The following is a 15,797-nucleotide window of genomic DNA, read 5'->3' as shown; positions in this document are numbered from 1 at the left end:
GTGGCTGGCTGTTAACCAGGCTTTTGCTCCTTAGCTAGCTTATGTTTCGGTGGAGAGGAAAGTGCTTCGAAACCGCCACAAGCCATGTGCAAATCGTTGTACAACATATGAAAATGTTATCTAGAGTTTTAGCCTTTTTTCTAATAATTGCAGTTGTTGGATGTTCTCAAAAATCTAAAGAAGAAATCTTTTGGAATTGGTTTGAGGAAAATAGTACAGTCTATTTTGACAATGCTGACAATATGAATCCAAAATCTGAGTTGGCCAATACGTTAACTCAGAAACTGAAATCCGTTCATCCCGATTTGGTTTGGGAAATCGGTGAACTAGAAAACATAAAAAAAAAGGAATTGACTATTTCTGCAGATGGCCTAAAAGAAGTTTTTCCAGCCGTTCTAGAGCTTACCGAGGCTGCTCCCGAAATTCCAAAATGGAACATAATTGCGTTCAGACAAAGAATACCTGGAGATGATTTAGGTATTCAAATGGAAGATTTTTCTATATCATACAAAGACATATACTTTAATCACGTTCAAGAGAACAACCTTATTGGTTTAGAACTGTATATAAAAAACTATACCGAAAAAGGCTATCAGCAAAATGCGATATTCATATTAATGGATGCGCTATTGGGTGAATATGATACAGAAACCAAAATTGATTGGATTGAATGGCATGGGCTAGAAGAAGGGGACACTACTAATCTATTACCTTTTCGGGAATTGAGAGATATTGTTGACCAACTCTAAAAATAATACGTTGTACAACAATGGCTATAATTCAACTTTCGTTTTTGAACCTAAAACAAAACCGCTAACTTTAAAATGGCTCGATTTCTTTATTGAGAAATCCTAACCGAGACCGTTAGCATCAATTATGGATTCCCTCAGGGCTTAAGTCAAGAGATTAAAATATTTAGAATAAAAAGGTTAGTATGATTATAAGAAGACAAATTAACGCTAAAAAAATTTCGAATATCAATGCAAATTGATTAGGCTAGAAAAGTTATAATTTAAAATGAGAATTACGAATAGATTAATTCTAGAAAAACCTAATAAAGAGGACTTTAAAAGATTTTATGAAATTAATTCTGACCCAGACACAAATATATATAACCCTCATGGCGCCATGAATTACAATATTGCATTAACAGTATTCAAAAAGACACTTGAGCATTGGGAAGAAAATAAGTTTGGAAATTGGAAAATATCCGAGAGAGAAACCGCTAACTATGTTATTGGATTTGGAGGACTATCGAATAGGAAATATGGAGATAAATTAAAGCTGAATTTAGGATTTAGATTTGATAAATTATTTTGGGGAAAGGGCTACGCGACAGAGTTTGCAAAGGATACAATAGAATATGGTTTTAATGAATTAAATGAAAAATATATTTATGGCTTAGTACGACCTGAAAATCTCGCATCTGTAAGGGTACTCGAAAAATGTAATATGCTTGTTTTTGATACTTTATCTGATGTCCCTAATGAAGAAGATAGTCTAGTTTATAGAATTAATAAAAACCACATAACTGATGCTAACAAAGCATAAAACCTCAATATGACCTAAGCGCCCATACTGCGTTTATGCAAACCGTTAATTATAACTCTAGCGATAATGGATACCATTCGATTGCTTCAATTTTTTATACGTGAAATCATCCGTTTACAATAAACTGAAGAGCCAAGCCGAGAAGGTAGCATGGATCACGTTCTTCTGGATACTAGTCTCCTTAACACAATTCATCCGAGGTTATATCACTTTGATCCAATTCAATTGTACTATTGAAGAAATGAACGCCATGGTTTATTTGACGGGTAGCCTGATCACAGGTCTAGTTGCAGGGCTAATCGGTGGAAGCAGTATCGTCTTCTTTTGGGAAAACTGGCTAAGAACTAAGCCTTACGGTAGGGCTTTATTAAGCATGGCCCTGTCGTTTACCCTCATTTTTACCGTTGTTGCCTTAATAAGTGGATTGTTTTTCAATGCCGGTCAATTAGGTGTTTCCTTGTTCAGTGAGGAGCTTTGGAAGGCGCAGTGGGCTCAGTTTTTTTCATTCGGTCAGATCTTTGTTTATCTGTCCTGGATGTCAGTAGTTATAATCACCCTGGTAGCTTTATCTGTAAACGATAAATATGGTCCAGGAGTTTTCAAGTCATTTATCCTGGGAGAGTATTTCCATCCGAAACGAGAAGAACGAATATTCATGTTCCTTGATCTTCGTGGTTCCACTACCATCGCAGAGAAACTGGGCGAAGAAAAATATTTCAGTCTCCTAAAAGACCTCTTTACAGACGCAACACCGGCAATCCTCAATTCAAAAGGACAAATCTATCAGTATGTAGGTGACGAAATCGTAATAAGTTGGGAGATGGATTCAGGTACAAAAAACTCTAACTGCCTACAGTGCTTTTTCGACATCAAACAACGCTTGTTGGACAAGGCTAAATACTACCTGGATAAATATGACGGTTTAATTCCTCAGTTTAAAGCAGGACTTCACTATGGTAATGCAATGGTTGGTGAAATTGGTGTTGTAAAACGGGATATTGTTTATTCAGGTGATGTACTCAATACGACAGCTCGTATTCAGTCAAAGTGCAATGAACTGGGTAAGGATATATTACTCTCAAAATATCTGTTGGAAAAGTTGGAGCCCTTACCTAAACCTTTCAAATCAATTGCACTGGGTAAACTGCAACTGCGTGGAAAACAGGAATCAGTGATGCTCTATACTGTGTAATGAAGGAACTAACTTATGCATAACATCGTATATAGTGCATACCCTTCGGGATACGCACCATATACAAACCGTTAACACCAATAAATTCAAAGTCATGCCAGAAGTCACAGTGGAAAAGAATGAGAAAATCGCGAAAATGAACTTCGGATCCATTTATCCGCATTACCTGAATAGAATAAAAAAGCATGGCAGAACCAAAGAAGAACTCGACCGGGTTATTTTGTGGTTCACAAGTTATGATCAGAATAAATTAGAATCCTTTATTGCCGGTAATGGAACTTTTGGAGATTTTTTCGAGGGCGCCAAAATCCATCAAAATGCGTACATGATTAAAGGCGTAGTATGTGGTTATCGTATAGAAGAAATATCTGAAGAGTTTGCTTTGTACCGCGATTGCAGACGTATGGAAAAGCTGATTGATGAATTAGCAAAAGGTCGTAAAATGGAGAAAATTTTGCGTCAAGAAAAAAAGTAGGAATTGGTCCTAACAATACCTAAACTACATTAAAAAGCAATTTAGCCGGAACTGTTTGCAACAATTAAGCTAAATTTAACAAGCAAGTAGGGTAAAAAGAAACTGAAACCTAATGAACGTATATGACCTCCATAAAGCCAATCCGGATATTTTTAAGCAGTTCTCCATAAAGGATGTCTTGTTTTTATACTACCACTGCCCACAAAAAGAAAAAATACTCAAGTTGCATTCCCCATACAATCAACTTACATTTTCCATTTCTGGAAGGAGGATCTTCCACCAAGGCGAGCATACGTATACGGTTAACAAGAATTCCGGATTTCTTTTACGAAGGGCCGCTTTTCTACAAGAAATGGATGATACTATTAAAGGCTGGGAATTAATGGCATTTTACCTAAAAGATGAATTCCTAAAAAAAATATTCAATGAGTTCAGACCACACCTGCCCTTAAGAGATCTTCCTCCACAAACCAATGAAATGGTTATTCCGATGGATATTAATGATCGCATCCGAAGTTGTTACCTCAGTCTCATTCCCTACTTTAATCAATCGGATTCCCTACCACAAGAAATCTTACTAATCAAGTTAAAGGAATTGCTGTACAACGTTTTCATAAATCCCAAAAACCGCATACTTCTTTCGTACGTCAATAGTCTGGCCAACGGTTATAAAACCCCTATTTGGGAAATAATGGAGGCTAATTATATGTATAACCTGAAACTATCGGACTATGCCCAATTAGCCAATAAGAGCCTTTCTTCCTTTAAAAGGGAATTTGAGGAATTTTATGGCACTACCCCAGGAAAATGGATTCTCGAAAAGCGTTTGGAACGTGCCAAAAGACTTATTCAAACTTCCCAAAAAACCGTAAGTGAAATTACATTTGAATGTGGTTTTAAAAACGTATCCCATTTTAGCAGAATCTTTAAGGAAAAGTTCAGCTTATCTCCAACTGAATATCGCGGGAACAATTAAACCGTAGTTAACCCCATATGAACTCCAAAGTAAAAAGATTGGGTTTTTAAGAAAAACGAAGTATTGCCTACACGCCTAGATTTGTGATGTATTTATTAATCACTAAAATTTAGAATTATGAAGTCTTTACTAGTAGTACCGTTATTGTTATTCACCCTTTGTTCCGTACATGCCCAACAAAATGAAAATGAACCTACAACCAAAAACAACGACGCCCTGAAAACTTATGTAATTGAACGTGTTATTCCAGGTGCCGGTGATTTAACGGCAGAGCAACTTAAAGGAATCTCTCAAGCATCCTGTGCCGTCTTGGACGAGATGGGACCGACAATTGAATGGCAACACAGCTATGTTACCGGTGACAAGGTATATTGTGTTTACAAAGCTGAAAATAAGGCCCTGATTGAAGAGCACGCTACAAAAGGAAATTTCCCTGCAAACTCAATAAGTGAAGTCGCCACTACAATTAGCCCAGAGACTGCAAGACAATAGTTGAAACTATTGCCAATTAGAGTAGTAAAGCAATGGCGGTTCGGGAATATCCTGGACCGTTTTTGTATATTGTACACAGATTACTTTTTAAAATTATAAGGGTATTGTTCGCTACTGTGCTTAAAAGAAAGAAAGTGGGTCAACTAGTTTTATAACCTACCCAACCTATTGGTGTCAAGTAGCTGTAATTCAGCAATCTCAAAATTAAAAATCATTGCCCGATAGTTATCGGGAAGCTAGATTTCATAGGGAGCAATACTACCTGTTTTCACGTTGCCCGCAAATAAACGCAGGAATTGTTATAAACCGATTAAAATTCAAAGTAATGCAACACCTCACAAAGATTTCTATTGCGGTTATCCTATTGATCGGTTTCCGGCCTAGTTTTGGGCAAGGCAATAGTACAAAAATTCCAGAGATCAAGATGTTCCAAGCTATGGTGGAATCCGAGTCCGATATGCTGATTCGTATAGACAAGGACATGAATGAAAAGGAGTTACAATCCCGAATCGCTATTTTGCACCATCTGGACAAGGCCATAACCATCGACTATTCCCGGGATGCATCCGGAAACATTACAACGCTTTTTAGTTCGGGAGGCAAAAATAGGGGCTCCTGCGAATCCGATGATTTTGGCTATCTTATCATCTCCTTACAAAACAATCGCTGGAGGGCCTGTATGATTTCCGATAAGGAATAAACCCCTCTCTTGTGTATTTAAGGAAATCTTTTCTTTAACAAAATCAATATCGTATCACATACCAGGTTCCCAAACGTTTCGAATCGGATGAGGAAATCCTGGTTTATTTGCTAACTTGGGGTTTTCTGGAAAAGTGCCTGCCTCTGCTCTGGTTGGTGATTCGTAGAAGGTAATACTATTCCTAGAAAAGTGAACAGCGCTAACAAATCATAACTGAAAGGGTTAGCTATAATTTACGAAAGGATGAAAAATGAACAATAAAGAATTGGAGGCGCCCGAAAATCCCAAAACCTTGGAGCGAATTGACGGAACGTACATCTGGAGAGAAATTAGTAGCGTTTTAAACTTTGACAAGGGTATCTTATACACCATAAAGGAATTGTTGCTAAGACCCGGGAATACTGTACGGGAATTCATCCTATATGACCGAAAAAGGTTGGTAAAGCCTATTATTTTTGTGATTTTCAGTTCATTGGTCTTTATAATACTGCAAAAAATCCTGGACTTCAATACGGGTGCGGCACCCCAAAATACGGATAGCGCCGGAGTGACGAAAACGTTTCAATGGGTGGAGGAGAATTTTGGGATCTTTAATATCACATTGGGGTTTTTTATTGGATTTTGGACGCGGTTGTTTTTTCTAAAATCAAAATATAATATTTACGAAATATTCATTTTGGTCTTTTTCATCATTGGTATCGGAAACTTGATCTTCACTTTCTTCGGAATTGTAGAAAGTATCACGGGTTTTGAAAGTTACGGTCTTACTTATCTTATGGCCATGTCCTATTCGGTTTGGGCCATTGGAAGCTTTTTCAATAAAAACAAAATCCTGAGTTATTTCAAAGGGTTGCTTTCCTATTTTTTTGGTACCATGACGGGCTCATTCCTCTTGGTGCTCATTGGCATTCTAATTGACCTCTTCAACAAAAGCGGCTAATAGGGTACAAGGAATACGTTTTACATATGCTTGGCATCCAAGCAGGGATAGTACGTACACCTTTTTTACCGATGCGGTGGCGGTGGCGGTGGTCCGCCCCCGGGACCAGGCCTTCTTAGCGCTCCACGAACGATACGTTTGAGCTTTCTTTTTTGTTCGGCATCGCACATCCGCTCCAGGGTGTTGAAAAAGGAAAAGATTTCCTTTTCCCTTTCCTGGCTCAAATTGCCGATACTGGACGTTATGGAGTCCAACTCCTGATCTGAAAAACCCTCCGAACCCAAATTGGAAAAAAGCAATTCCTTCAATTTCCGGGTACGGTCATCAAGGGCCCGCATTTTACGATGGTGCTCCGCATTGATCTCCTGAAATTCCATCCGCTGTGCTGCGGTAAAATTCAATTCCTTGAAAATAAAATCCCGTGGTGGTCCCGGTTTTCCGTCCGGTTCCTTTACGGTCATATACAACAGTACCCCGTTCATGACCATCAAGAAAATCATCAAGAGGCTAAGGAGTAGATTTTTCTTCATAACGGTCAATTTAAAAGGGTTTCTTCCTGAGCAGATGACAGGCCATAAGCCTCGGCAAAGGTCTGGATTTCTTCTTCCCGGTTGGAATCGCTATAGGTATAGAGCACGAGCGCGTTCAAAAGGACAAAAAGGAACAGGGCCGCCATCTGATATTTCGGTGTAAACCAGGGGAGCCAGCCTAACTGCGGTTGGGAGTCCCTGGGCTGGGAAAGTCTTTGGAGCACCTTATCCTTAAAAAAGGGCGGCGTATTTACCGTCTCAATGTCCGGGGCCGAGTCAATAAGCTCATCAATGCGTTCAGAGGTATTCTTTTTCATATTCATGGTTATTGGTATTCTTGGATTTAGATGCCGATCTGCAACAAAACTTGCGTTACCGATCCTCTTTTTTATAATATGTCGTTAAAATTTTTCTTAGATTCCTTTTCGCCCGAAACAGTAGGGACTCCACGGAGGAGATACTCTTTTGCGAAATGGCACCGACCTCCTTATAGCTTAATCCGTCTATATTGTGCAAGGTAAACACTATTCTTTGGGCCTCGGGCAATCGATCTATGGCCCGGAACAGGATTTCCTTCTTTTCCTTTTCCTCCAGCTGTACCCCGGGGTGGTTGAACTCCGTAAAATACCGCGATTTGTCCAGAAGTACCGTATTTCCGGTAAGTGATTGCATAAAGCCAAATCTTTTTTGGGTATTTTTCCTACGGATAAACTCCAAACTTTTATTGACCGAAATCCTGTAAATCCAGGTAGAGAGCATAGCATTCCCTTTAAACGTTCCAATGGAATTGTAAATCTCCACAAATACTTCCTGGGCAATATCCTCGGCATCCTCCACATTGGGTACAAAAGAAAGACAGGTGTTAAAAACCTTCTTTTGATAAAGGTCCAAAAGTTGGGCGTAGGCCGATTGCCTTTGCGCTTTTAACTCCGATAGAAATTGACTCTTGTCCAAAAGTAAAATGGGTGCGTTGGTGTGCCTACAAAGTAACGGCATTTAAAAATAATGCATCCTAGCGCAAGTTTTTTTGGGATTCCTCATCTAAACCTAAAACAATTAAATAGAAATGATATGAATCGTAAAAATGTGACACTAGGAACGGTACTGATGGCCGTGGGACTTTTAAGTTCGCATGTTGTTGTGGCCCAGTCCACGGATGGCCGGCGCGAAAATAGGGCCCGACCTTCAATAGATCAGGTTTTCAAAGATCTGGATGCCAATGAGGACGGCAAGCTTTCCACAAAAGAGGTAAAAGGGCCTTTAAAAAGAGATTTTGCCAAAATAGATGCCAATGAGGATGGCTACCTCTCCCGGGAAGAACTGGAAAAAGCCCCTAGACCGGAAAGAAACGGACCACCACAAGGAGAATAATACTAAAAAACAGATCATGAAAAGAAATCCCTTTGTATTAGGCGCGGCATTGTTGTTCATTGTCTTTCTAGCCTGTAGCTCGGACAACGATGCGATTACAGACGATGAAAGCATAGACTTGACGGATGATAATGATTTTACCGGAGAAGTAACCCTGAGTGCGGCATTCGCCGAATTCGATGAAGATGAGACGGATATCTATTTGGACGGTTCCAATGTAGTCATTGAAACCACGGGCTTTCCCAACCATAGTACGGTATACTGGGGGGAAGGCCACCCTCTTTACCAAGAGGAACCGGGCGTAGCGCTTACCCCGAGCATTATCCCCAATTTTGATGGTTCGGCCACCTTAACGGTACCGGCGAATCCGGAGTTGGCGGCACGTAGTACCTCTACCAATCTAGGGGCCATTGGTATTGCCGTAAGCGGCGCAGCCATTTTTAACGACCAGGAAGGGAACGGTCCGTTGGACGGGGCCGCGGCCAGTTTGGACTATACCGGCGGCCATATTGGTCCTTCGGTATACCACTATCATCTGGAGCCCACCGCCTGGTCCGAGGATGATGATGCGCTAATCGGTATTATGGCCGATGGTTTCTTTATTTATGGAAGAAAATGCCATTCCACAGGGGACTATCCTACAGATTTGGATGCCTCGGGCGGTCATATCTCAACTACGCAGCATTCGGATGAGGCCTTTTACCATTATCATATTGAAAACGAGCTTTATTTGAATGCCTACTATATTATTTTCCCAGGGGATTATCAAGGAACGCCGTATGCCATCAATTAAGGTTTTTGGCTGGGCCGTGCTGCTTTTTATTTTCTTCTCGGGGAATCCTAATGAGGAGGTCGTCCAAATTCCCGTAACCGAGGTACACAAAAGTGAACTACGCTTATATCCCAATACGGGGCAATGGTTGTATCAGGGCCATCCCTTTAACGGATTTGCCCTCACCTGTCACCCCAATGGTGCGCTAGCTGAAAAAATCGGCTTCCATAATGGGAAAAAGCAAGGTATTGCCCTTAAATGGTACGCCAACGGTATACTGGCATGTAAAAGGAATTATGTGGAAAATCGTTTGGAAGGGTTGGCCCACACATGGTGGCCCAATGGAGTGTTGAGCTCTGAATCCCGTTATGTGCACCGCCAGCGCCATGGAGAGCAGAAAAAATGGTATCCGAATGGACAAATTGCCCGATTGATGCAGTATTACCGGGGTCAAGAAAAAGGCTTACAGCAGGCTTGGTTGAGGACCGGAAAATTGTATGCCAATTATGAGGCCAAGAACGGACGTGTTTTTGGCCTTAGACGATCAAATCTATGTTATCAACTAAAGGATGAAACGATTCAAAGATAAACTGGTTTTGTTGTTGGTACTCATTCTTGCAACATTAGGATGCCGTACCAAAACCAAGAAGGAGGTAGTAAGCCGGGTAGCGACCTTACCTTATTATACTGATACCTCATTTACGCCCCAATGGTTGGCCCAAAATAGTGATTCTATTTTTGGCTTGCATCAGATAGCCCCTTTTCAACTGATAAACCAATTGGGGGATACCGTTACCCAAAAGACCTTTACCGGCAAAATCTATGTAGCGGACTTCTTTTTTACCTCCTGCCCTGGTATCTGTCCCAAGATGACCGCGAACATGGCCCTGGTACAAGAGGCATTTAAAGAGGATAAAAGCGTTTTGTTACTGTCCCATTCCGTTACACCGGAGTACGATTCCGTGCCCATTTTAAGGACCTATGCGGATGCCAAGGGGGTTATACCCAATAAATGGCATTTGGTGACCGGGGAACGCAACATCATCTATGATTTGGGCCGCTATGCGTATTTTGTAGAGGAAGATCTGGGAGTACCCAAGGGAGAGAACGATTTCTTGCATACGGAAAACTTTATCCTTGTGGATAAAAACAGACATATCCGCGGCATTTATAATGGATTGAACATGACGGCCATAGCCCAATTGATCGCCGATATCAAAACTTTAAAGAAGGAGGGTTAAAATGTTCTTGGGCCATAAATGGTTAATTCTTCTTTGTTATAGCTTTTGCCGTCCTCTTAGAAGAACGAAATAGACAACCATATACTAGTCCAAACTTCTGTTAAAGTAGTTCTCCGCGAGCAGGATATCCAGATTGTATGATATAATCGACCGCCTTTACAAAAGAGGGCAAATATGGTCTTCCCCAAGGATTGGAGTTTATCGCCGAATAATACACTTGATTTTTGCTATCGATCAAAAACAAACCCGGCTCGCTAAAGATATCCGGTTCTCCTTCCTTTACCCCCGCGCTTAGGTACAGCGCCCATTGTCTCGCGGTTGCTTCCTCTAAACCATACCCCAGGGATAGATTTGGAATTTCCCATTTTTGGCGGGACAGGCGTGCCCTTTTTTCCGTGTCCATACTTACTGCGACCACTTGTACACCGTTTTGGTCAAATTCCGGTAGGAGTTTCTGTAATTGTTGCAAGTACTTTTTACAGATAGGGCAATGTAGGCCACGATAAAATACGATCAAGGTAAAAGTATCCGGACTTTGGTCCCCTAAACTCCATTCGTTTCCTCCCAATACCGGGAATCTTAAATCGGGCGCAGTCCGTTTTGGTGTAGGTCTGTTCATTCTGTATCGTATTAAAAATTGTGGATTAAATGTTGGTCAAAGCGTTTAAAGTCATTCTCTATTTCTGGATTTTTCATCACATCATACGCCATAAACGTAGGCATAGGTTCAAAACCAAACCATTTGAAATTTAAATGCATCGGTTTTAACAGATCGTCCTCCTTGATTCCATTAAAAAAAGATTCCTCCGGATCGTTGAAGGCCTCCTTGGGTGCATTAGCGGTTATGGACATCATATATTTCCCCTTCAACTTCCCTCCCAGGCCATATCCCTTTTTTGGCGCATTTTTGCTTCTACCATCACCATCGGACATTTCGCCCATCATTCCCATTGAAAAGACTTCGTCAATATATTTTTTAAACGACCAACTAACCCCCATCCAGTTGAGTGGCGTTTGAAAAAACACGATGTCCGCCCATTTGAATTTTCCAATCTCCTCGTCTACATCATAAGCGTCTTGGGTAATCGTTTTTCTGATTTCAAAACCCTTATTCTTAAAAAATTGTTCGGCCCTTTCCACTAGGCTTGCATTTAATCTGCCCTCAGAAAATGGATATTTATGATGACCATTGATTATAAAAACATGCTTCATTTCATAGTTTTTATTACATTTGTTTCACAAAGAAACTAATTATAGTTTATTATAGAAACTATTTATATCCATAAAGGACAAAATAGTGGTAACCGAAAAGTAACCAATGGCGAGAAAGTATATTGAAAATCCCAATGCCTGCACACTTGTCCACACCATGAACATCATTGGTAACAAATGGAAGCCCATTATCATCTACTTATTATCCAATGGTTCTTTGCGATTTGGGCGGTTAAATGCTTTGATCCCGACAATTTCAAAGAAAGTATTGACCAACCAGCTCAAGGAATTGGAGAACGATGGATTGCTTTTTAGGGAATCCTTTGCGGAGATTCCGCCAAGGGTGGAATATTCCCTGACCGAAAAATCCATCGGACTACTACCAGCCCTAAAAAAATTGAGCGAATGGGCCAATAAGGCCTACCCCAAAATAAATTTTGAAGAATGTAAAATCATTGATATTCACAAGATACCGGCTTATGAAGACCTCTACAATGAAGAAAGGAAGGCCAGGGAATAGGATAACCCTTTCTAGACCCATCAGAAAAATATAGAAGCCAATTGGTGCCTAAGAAAACAACCCAAAGTAGGAGTAAATATGATACGCATAATCTATAGTTGGCGGGTAGAACCAGACAATTTGGAGCCGTTCATCGAGACCTGGAAAAAAACAACAAATGCCATCCACAAAAAGGTTACCGGAGCTAGGGGTAGTTTTATGCTTCAGAATGATGAGGATACCAAAGCCCTAAAGACCATAGCCAAATGGGATTCCCTCAATGACTGGAAAAAGTTTTGGCAAGGTAGCGACCGCGGCCAAATGCAGTCTATGCATGAGCTGGGCGAACGGGTTTCCGTAGAGATTTTTAGGGAAGTGGACGATTTTACCAGGTAGCAAGAAGTATGCGCGAAGTATTCTTCAACATCGTGAATACCCGTAAAAAAGTAGTATGCCAAAAGCAACCATAGCGTGCGAATAAAAAAATACCTTAGGATTCTGTTTTGGACCTCATTTGTCACCTTTGCCTTGAACAAATTCTATATACGGCCTTGGGTCTTGAAAAATGATTTGCCCTATGTGTTTCAAATCTCGGTGCTGTCCCTACCCAATTTGATCGAAGCCATTATGGGGACCATTGTAGTGACCGGATTGGCATTTGGAGCGAAAAGACATTTAAAGCGAACTATTGGGAATTCTTCCATTTACCTGATTTCGGTAGCTCTAACCGCAATCTATGTCATTGCCCAAGAGTTGGGCTATCATAATATGGGTGGGAACAATGTATATGATCCCTATGATCTTACAGCTTCTGTTTTGGGCCTGTTATTAATGTTAGGACTTTTTCATGGTTTTGGGTTTTCATCTGAACACCAACAGGACGCCTAAGCAAAAGATATTCGCAAAATTTTACCGGCCCCGAGCTATTGGATAAAAGCGTAAATTAGGGCGAGCTAACGAATTGCACGCCATTGCGGTGATGAAATCTGAAATCTCCACTTGCCATGGAAAGAAGACAATTTATCAAGAAAAATACAGGTCTTTTGGCCACAATTCCTTTTATAAACCTACAACCCCATTCAATCTTTGACCTTATGGACACCGAAATTTTTAAATGCAAGATAGGAGGTTTTGAGTGTACCATATTCAAGGATTTGATGTTCACCTACCAAGCCAAGGATTATTTTATAAACGCGGATAAAAGTGAATTGAACGATGCCTTGAACAAATATCAAGTCGATCCTGAAAGCATCCCTTCTCCCTATATTGCTATGTTACTACAAAACGGGAATCAAAAAATACTTATTGATTCCGGAATAGGTTTTTCGGAAGAACCTATAGTTTTTAAGGGTAAGACCTTTGTCCTTAAGGGTAAATTGAAACAATTATTGGCCAAGGAGAACATTGATACTGATAATATAACGGATGTTGTAATAACCCATTTTCATCCAGACCATATAGGAGGCGTTCATTCCAGTGACGGCCAACTTGTCTTTAGAAACGCGAAATTTCATATACACCAGGACGAATGGGATTTCTGGCATACTTCAAAATCGGATTCCCAACCACCCTTGTTCAAATTTTTTATTGAAAAGAATATTACGCCCCTGAAAAATGGGAACCTAAACCTCATCACCCAAGACTATCAAAAAATCAGTAAGGGTTTGATTTCGGTGAACGCCCAAGGCCATACCGCAGGGCAAATCGCCTTGATAATAGGAGAAGAAAGGGAACGATTGCTTTACATTTCCGATGCGTTTCTACACCCCTTGCATATAGAGCAGTTGCATTGGCGGACTAACTTTGACCTAGACCATAAAAAGGCGAAGGATACAAGAAGTAAACTATTGGAGCTCGCCGAAAAGGAGAGTATGAAAATCAACGCCTTTCATTTTGATTTCCCCGGCCTTGGATTTGCCGAAAGAAATGGGCAAAAATGGAAGTGGATTTATGATGGATAAAACGGAATGCATTTGGATCGACGATCCTTACCAATCACATAGAATGCCACTATCCATAAGTGAAACAGGATAATGTACATAAATCTAGAAACGAAGAGGCTCAGAATAAGACCGATCAAATTAGCGGATGCGGGATTCATCCTTACATTGACCAATTCCAAAGGGTGGTTGAAGTATATTGGAGACAGGAATATCTCCAATACAATACTGGCCAAAAAGTATATTCAAAAAATACTGGACAATCCCAACTATTTTTATAGCGTTTTTGAGCTCAAGGAATTGCAAAAAGCCATTGGAATAGTGACTTTTCTTCATAGGACAGATGAAAAGTTTCCTGATATTGGCTTTGCGCTATTACCCGAATTTGAGAAAAAGGGATATACCCTTGAAGCGAGTAGGGAATACTTGAAGAAAGTGAAGCAATCGAATCAATATGGGAACATCATTGCGATTACCTTACCCCATAATCAAAGATCGATTGGTCTATTGGAGAAACTCGGTCTAAAATACCAAGGTGATCATAAAAAAGGGAATGAAACCCTATCGTATTACAGTGTAAAGAAATTAAAGGAAGCCAGCCGCGAACAAATGGGATGACGGACGTTGTCCTTAAAACTGGTCCTAAACCTACAAAACCTTAGGCATTGCATATGACAAAACCAATGAAACGAATTATAGGCTTGATCTTGCCACTTTTAATGCTCTTCCTAGGCTGTAAGGATTCAAAAACGGACAAATCTAAAAAGGAACCAGAAAAACCGGAAAGAATTACAGTGACCAAACCCACCGTCAGTTTTACTTTCGACGATGGAAACACTTCGGATTTGGTTGGTTTCCCCTTTGAGGAATGGAACCAAATGATTTTGGCCCATCTTGAAAAAGAAAATCTAAAGGCCGTTTTTTTCGTCACCGGAAATAACAAATCGGACGAAAAAGGCCAATTTCTGCTAAACAGTTGGAACGACCGTGGGCATAGAATTGCCAATCACTCCTTTAGTCATCCCAATTTCAATTCGGAAAAGAATTCGTCCTTGGTTTTTGAGCGTGAACTGAAGAAAACGGATGCAGTCATTTCGAAATTCAGCAACTCCATAAAACTGTTCCGGTTTCCCTACTTGAAGGAAGGCCGGAATACAGCGAAGGTAGATAGCATTAGGAACGTCCTAGCCAATTATGAGTACCGCAACGGGTATGTGACCATTGATGCCTCGGATTGGTACATTGACCAACGCCTAAAAAAAAGAATTAAGGAGATAGGCCTTGAACGTACCGAAATCGAAAAATTCAGGGACTTTTATGTTGAGCACCTGCTAGAAAGGGCCAATTACTATGAAAAGCTTTCTTACGAGATAAACGGCAGGCATATTCCACATACACTACTACTTCACCATAACCTATCTTCGGCCTTGTTCTTGGGCGACCTTATCAAAACATTCAAGGAAAAAGGGTGGGCTGTGACAAATGCGGACGAAGCTTATGAGGACCCGGTTTTTGAAAAAATACCAAAATCCGACTTTGCCGGGGAAAGTATCATTTATGCTTTGGCCAAACAATCCGGAGAATATGACCTTACGTTGCGATATCCCGCAGAGGACAGTCGATACGAAAAAGGCAAAATGGATCAACTTGGGTTATGAAGATGTAAGCCTTCAATAGCTATAATTCATGGCATACCGCAAGACCCAACCAATTACCGTCAAATCAACACCGGACAAAGCATCCTAAAATACTTTTTATGCTCCTCCAATGGCGGAATCACAAGAGGCAAGAACATAACATAACCACAATTTTTAGAATGTTAGTGGATAAAAAAATTAAATTCCTGTCCAGTTTTCAAGTTTTCAATCATTATATAAGTAAACGTTTACTATTTATCAACTAAAAA

The 15,797-nt window shown here is 40.4% G+C and carries 23 protein-coding genes; 18 read left to right on the top strand and 5 right to left on the bottom strand.

All coding sequences use genetic code 11. From position 1 onward, the window contains the following. Positions 1 to 107: 107 nt before the first annotated feature. From Q0993_RS01790 to Q0993_RS01755, 8 genes are all read left to right on the top strand, one after another. Complete coding sequence (locus Q0993_RS01790) at positions 108 to 749, top strand: hypothetical protein (protein ID WP_299529233.1); 642 nt, start codon at positions 108 to 110, stop codon at positions 747 to 749. Positions 750 to 1,017: 268 nt separating this feature from the next. Beyond that, positions 1,018 to 1,551, top strand: coding sequence for a GNAT family N-acetyltransferase (locus Q0993_RS01785; protein WP_299529231.1), 534 nt, complete (start codon positions 1,018 to 1,020; stop codon positions 1,549 to 1,551). Between the two features lie 100 nt (positions 1,552 to 1,651). Continuing rightward, entirely contained in the window at positions 1,652 to 2,743 is a 1,092-nt protein-coding gene (locus Q0993_RS01780) for an adenylate/guanylate cyclase domain-containing protein (protein WP_299529229.1), read from the top strand. Between the two features lie 94 nt (positions 2,744 to 2,837). Beyond that, a complete protein-coding gene (locus Q0993_RS01775; RefSeq protein WP_299529227.1) occupies positions 2,838 to 3,218 on the top strand; it encodes a DUF2200 domain-containing protein in 381 nt (126 codons plus the stop codon). Positions 3,219 to 3,330: 112 nt separating this feature from the next. Further along, positions 3,331 to 4,194 (top strand): helix-turn-helix transcriptional regulator, encoded by an 864-nt coding sequence (locus Q0993_RS01770; RefSeq protein ID WP_299529225.1) that lies wholly within the window; start codon positions 3,331 to 3,333, stop codon positions 4,192 to 4,194. A 117-nt stretch (positions 4,195 to 4,311) separates the two neighbouring features. Beyond that, entirely contained in the window at positions 4,312 to 4,686 is a 375-nt protein-coding gene (locus tag Q0993_RS01765; protein ID WP_299529223.1) for a DUF4242 domain-containing protein, read from the top strand. Positions 4,687 to 5,011: 325 nt separating this feature from the next. Continuing rightward, entirely contained in the window at positions 5,012 to 5,386 is a 375-nt protein-coding gene (locus tag Q0993_RS01760; RefSeq protein ID WP_299529221.1) for a hypothetical protein, read from the top strand. Positions 5,387 to 5,636: 250 nt separating this feature from the next. After that, positions 5,637 to 6,326, top strand: coding sequence for a DUF3667 domain-containing protein (locus Q0993_RS01755; RefSeq protein WP_299529219.1), 690 nt, complete (start codon positions 5,637 to 5,639; stop codon positions 6,324 to 6,326). 65 nt (positions 6,327 to 6,391) lie between these two features. Here the strand turns inward: Q0993_RS01755 and Q0993_RS01750 are convergent, their stop codons facing one another. The 3 genes from Q0993_RS01750 to Q0993_RS01740 are packed head-to-tail and all read right to left on the bottom strand — an operon-like array spanning position 6,392 to position 7,852. After that, entirely contained in the window at positions 6,392 to 6,856 is a 465-nt protein-coding gene (locus Q0993_RS01750; RefSeq protein ID WP_299529217.1) for a Spy/CpxP family protein refolding chaperone, read from the bottom strand. 5 nt (positions 6,857 to 6,861) lie between these two features. After that, on the bottom strand, positions 6,862 to 7,173 hold the full coding sequence (locus Q0993_RS01745) for a hypothetical protein (protein WP_299529215.1): 312 nt from the start codon (positions 7,171 to 7,173) through the stop codon (positions 6,862 to 6,864). Between the two features lie 55 nt (positions 7,174 to 7,228). Beyond that, positions 7,229 to 7,852 carry an RNA polymerase sigma factor gene (locus Q0993_RS01740; RefSeq protein WP_299529213.1) on the bottom strand — a complete coding sequence of 208 codons (624 nt, stop codon included), beginning with the start codon at positions 7,850 to 7,852 and terminating at the stop codon, positions 7,229 to 7,231. 75 nt (positions 7,853 to 7,927) lie between these two features. Here Q0993_RS01740 and Q0993_RS01735 point away from each other — a divergent pair, with 75 nt between their 5' ends. From Q0993_RS01735 to Q0993_RS01720, 4 genes are read left to right on the top strand one after another with little or no spacing between them, the layout of a single operon-like run. After that, complete coding sequence (locus Q0993_RS01735) at positions 7,928 to 8,227, top strand: EF-hand domain-containing protein (RefSeq protein WP_299529211.1); 300 nt, start codon at positions 7,928 to 7,930, stop codon at positions 8,225 to 8,227. 16 nt (positions 8,228 to 8,243) lie between these two features. Further along, a complete protein-coding gene (locus tag Q0993_RS01730; protein WP_299529209.1) occupies positions 8,244 to 9,020 on the top strand; it encodes a YHYH protein in 777 nt (258 codons plus the stop codon). Further along, entirely contained in the window at positions 9,007 to 9,588 is a 582-nt protein-coding gene (locus tag Q0993_RS01725) for a hypothetical protein (RefSeq protein WP_299529207.1), read from the top strand. The genes Q0993_RS01730 and Q0993_RS01725 overlap by 14 nt, the downstream gene beginning before the upstream one ends. After that, complete coding sequence (locus Q0993_RS01720; RefSeq protein WP_299529205.1) at positions 9,569 to 10,240, top strand: SCO family protein; 672 nt, start codon at positions 9,569 to 9,571, stop codon at positions 10,238 to 10,240. The genes Q0993_RS01725 and Q0993_RS01720 overlap by 20 nt, the downstream gene beginning before the upstream one ends. 100 nt (positions 10,241 to 10,340) lie before the next feature. Here the strand turns inward: Q0993_RS01720 and Q0993_RS01715 are convergent, their stop codons facing one another. Together Q0993_RS01715 and Q0993_RS01710 are read right to left on the bottom strand one after the other, a co-directional pair. Beyond that, the gene (locus Q0993_RS01715) at positions 10,341 to 10,859 is read right to left on the bottom strand and encodes a peroxiredoxin-like family protein (RefSeq protein WP_299529203.1); all 519 of its coding nucleotides are present in this window, start codon (positions 10,857 to 10,859) and stop codon (positions 10,341 to 10,343) included. Between the two features lie 11 nt (positions 10,860 to 10,870). Next, positions 10,871 to 11,452, bottom strand: a complete 582-nt coding sequence (locus Q0993_RS01710; RefSeq protein WP_299529201.1) for an NAD(P)H-dependent oxidoreductase — start codon at positions 11,450 to 11,452, stop codon at positions 10,871 to 10,873. Between the two features lie 106 nt (positions 11,453 to 11,558). Here Q0993_RS01710 and Q0993_RS01705 point away from each other — a divergent pair, with 106 nt between their 5' ends. The 6 genes from Q0993_RS01705 (at position 11,559) to Q0993_RS01680 (ending at position 15,549) form a co-directional block, all read left to right on the top strand. Continuing rightward, positions 11,559 to 11,972: a helix-turn-helix domain-containing protein gene (locus tag Q0993_RS01705; protein ID WP_299529199.1), complete on the top strand. Its 414-nt coding sequence runs from the start codon at positions 11,559 to 11,561 to the stop codon at positions 11,970 to 11,972. A 78-nt stretch (positions 11,973 to 12,050) separates the two neighbouring features. Continuing rightward, a complete protein-coding gene (locus tag Q0993_RS01700) occupies positions 12,051 to 12,347 on the top strand; it encodes an antibiotic biosynthesis monooxygenase (protein ID WP_299529197.1) in 297 nt (98 codons plus the stop codon). 75 nt (positions 12,348 to 12,422) lie between these two features. Beyond that, the gene (locus Q0993_RS01695) at positions 12,423 to 12,839 is read left to right on the top strand and encodes a hypothetical protein (protein WP_299529196.1); all 417 of its coding nucleotides are present in this window, start codon (positions 12,423 to 12,425) and stop codon (positions 12,837 to 12,839) included. Between the two features lie 116 nt (positions 12,840 to 12,955). Continuing rightward, complete coding sequence (locus Q0993_RS01690; RefSeq protein ID WP_299529194.1) at positions 12,956 to 13,912, top strand: MBL fold metallo-hydrolase; 957 nt, start codon at positions 12,956 to 12,958, stop codon at positions 13,910 to 13,912. Between the two features lie 72 nt (positions 13,913 to 13,984). Continuing rightward, positions 13,985 to 14,509: a GNAT family N-acetyltransferase gene (locus Q0993_RS01685; protein ID WP_299529192.1), complete on the top strand. Its 525-nt coding sequence runs from the start codon at positions 13,985 to 13,987 to the stop codon at positions 14,507 to 14,509. A gap of 65 nt (positions 14,510 to 14,574) precedes the next feature. After that, entirely contained in the window at positions 14,575 to 15,549 is a 975-nt protein-coding gene (locus tag Q0993_RS01680) for a polysaccharide deacetylase family protein (protein ID WP_299529190.1), read from the top strand. Positions 15,550 to 15,797: the final 248 nt, after the last annotated feature.

The organism is Ulvibacterium sp. (genome assembly GCF_028285715.1).
Classification (GTDB): Bacteria; Bacteroidota; Bacteroidia; order Flavobacteriales; family Flavobacteriaceae; genus Ulvibacterium.
This window is presented reverse-complemented; position numbering and strand designations above follow the sequence as displayed.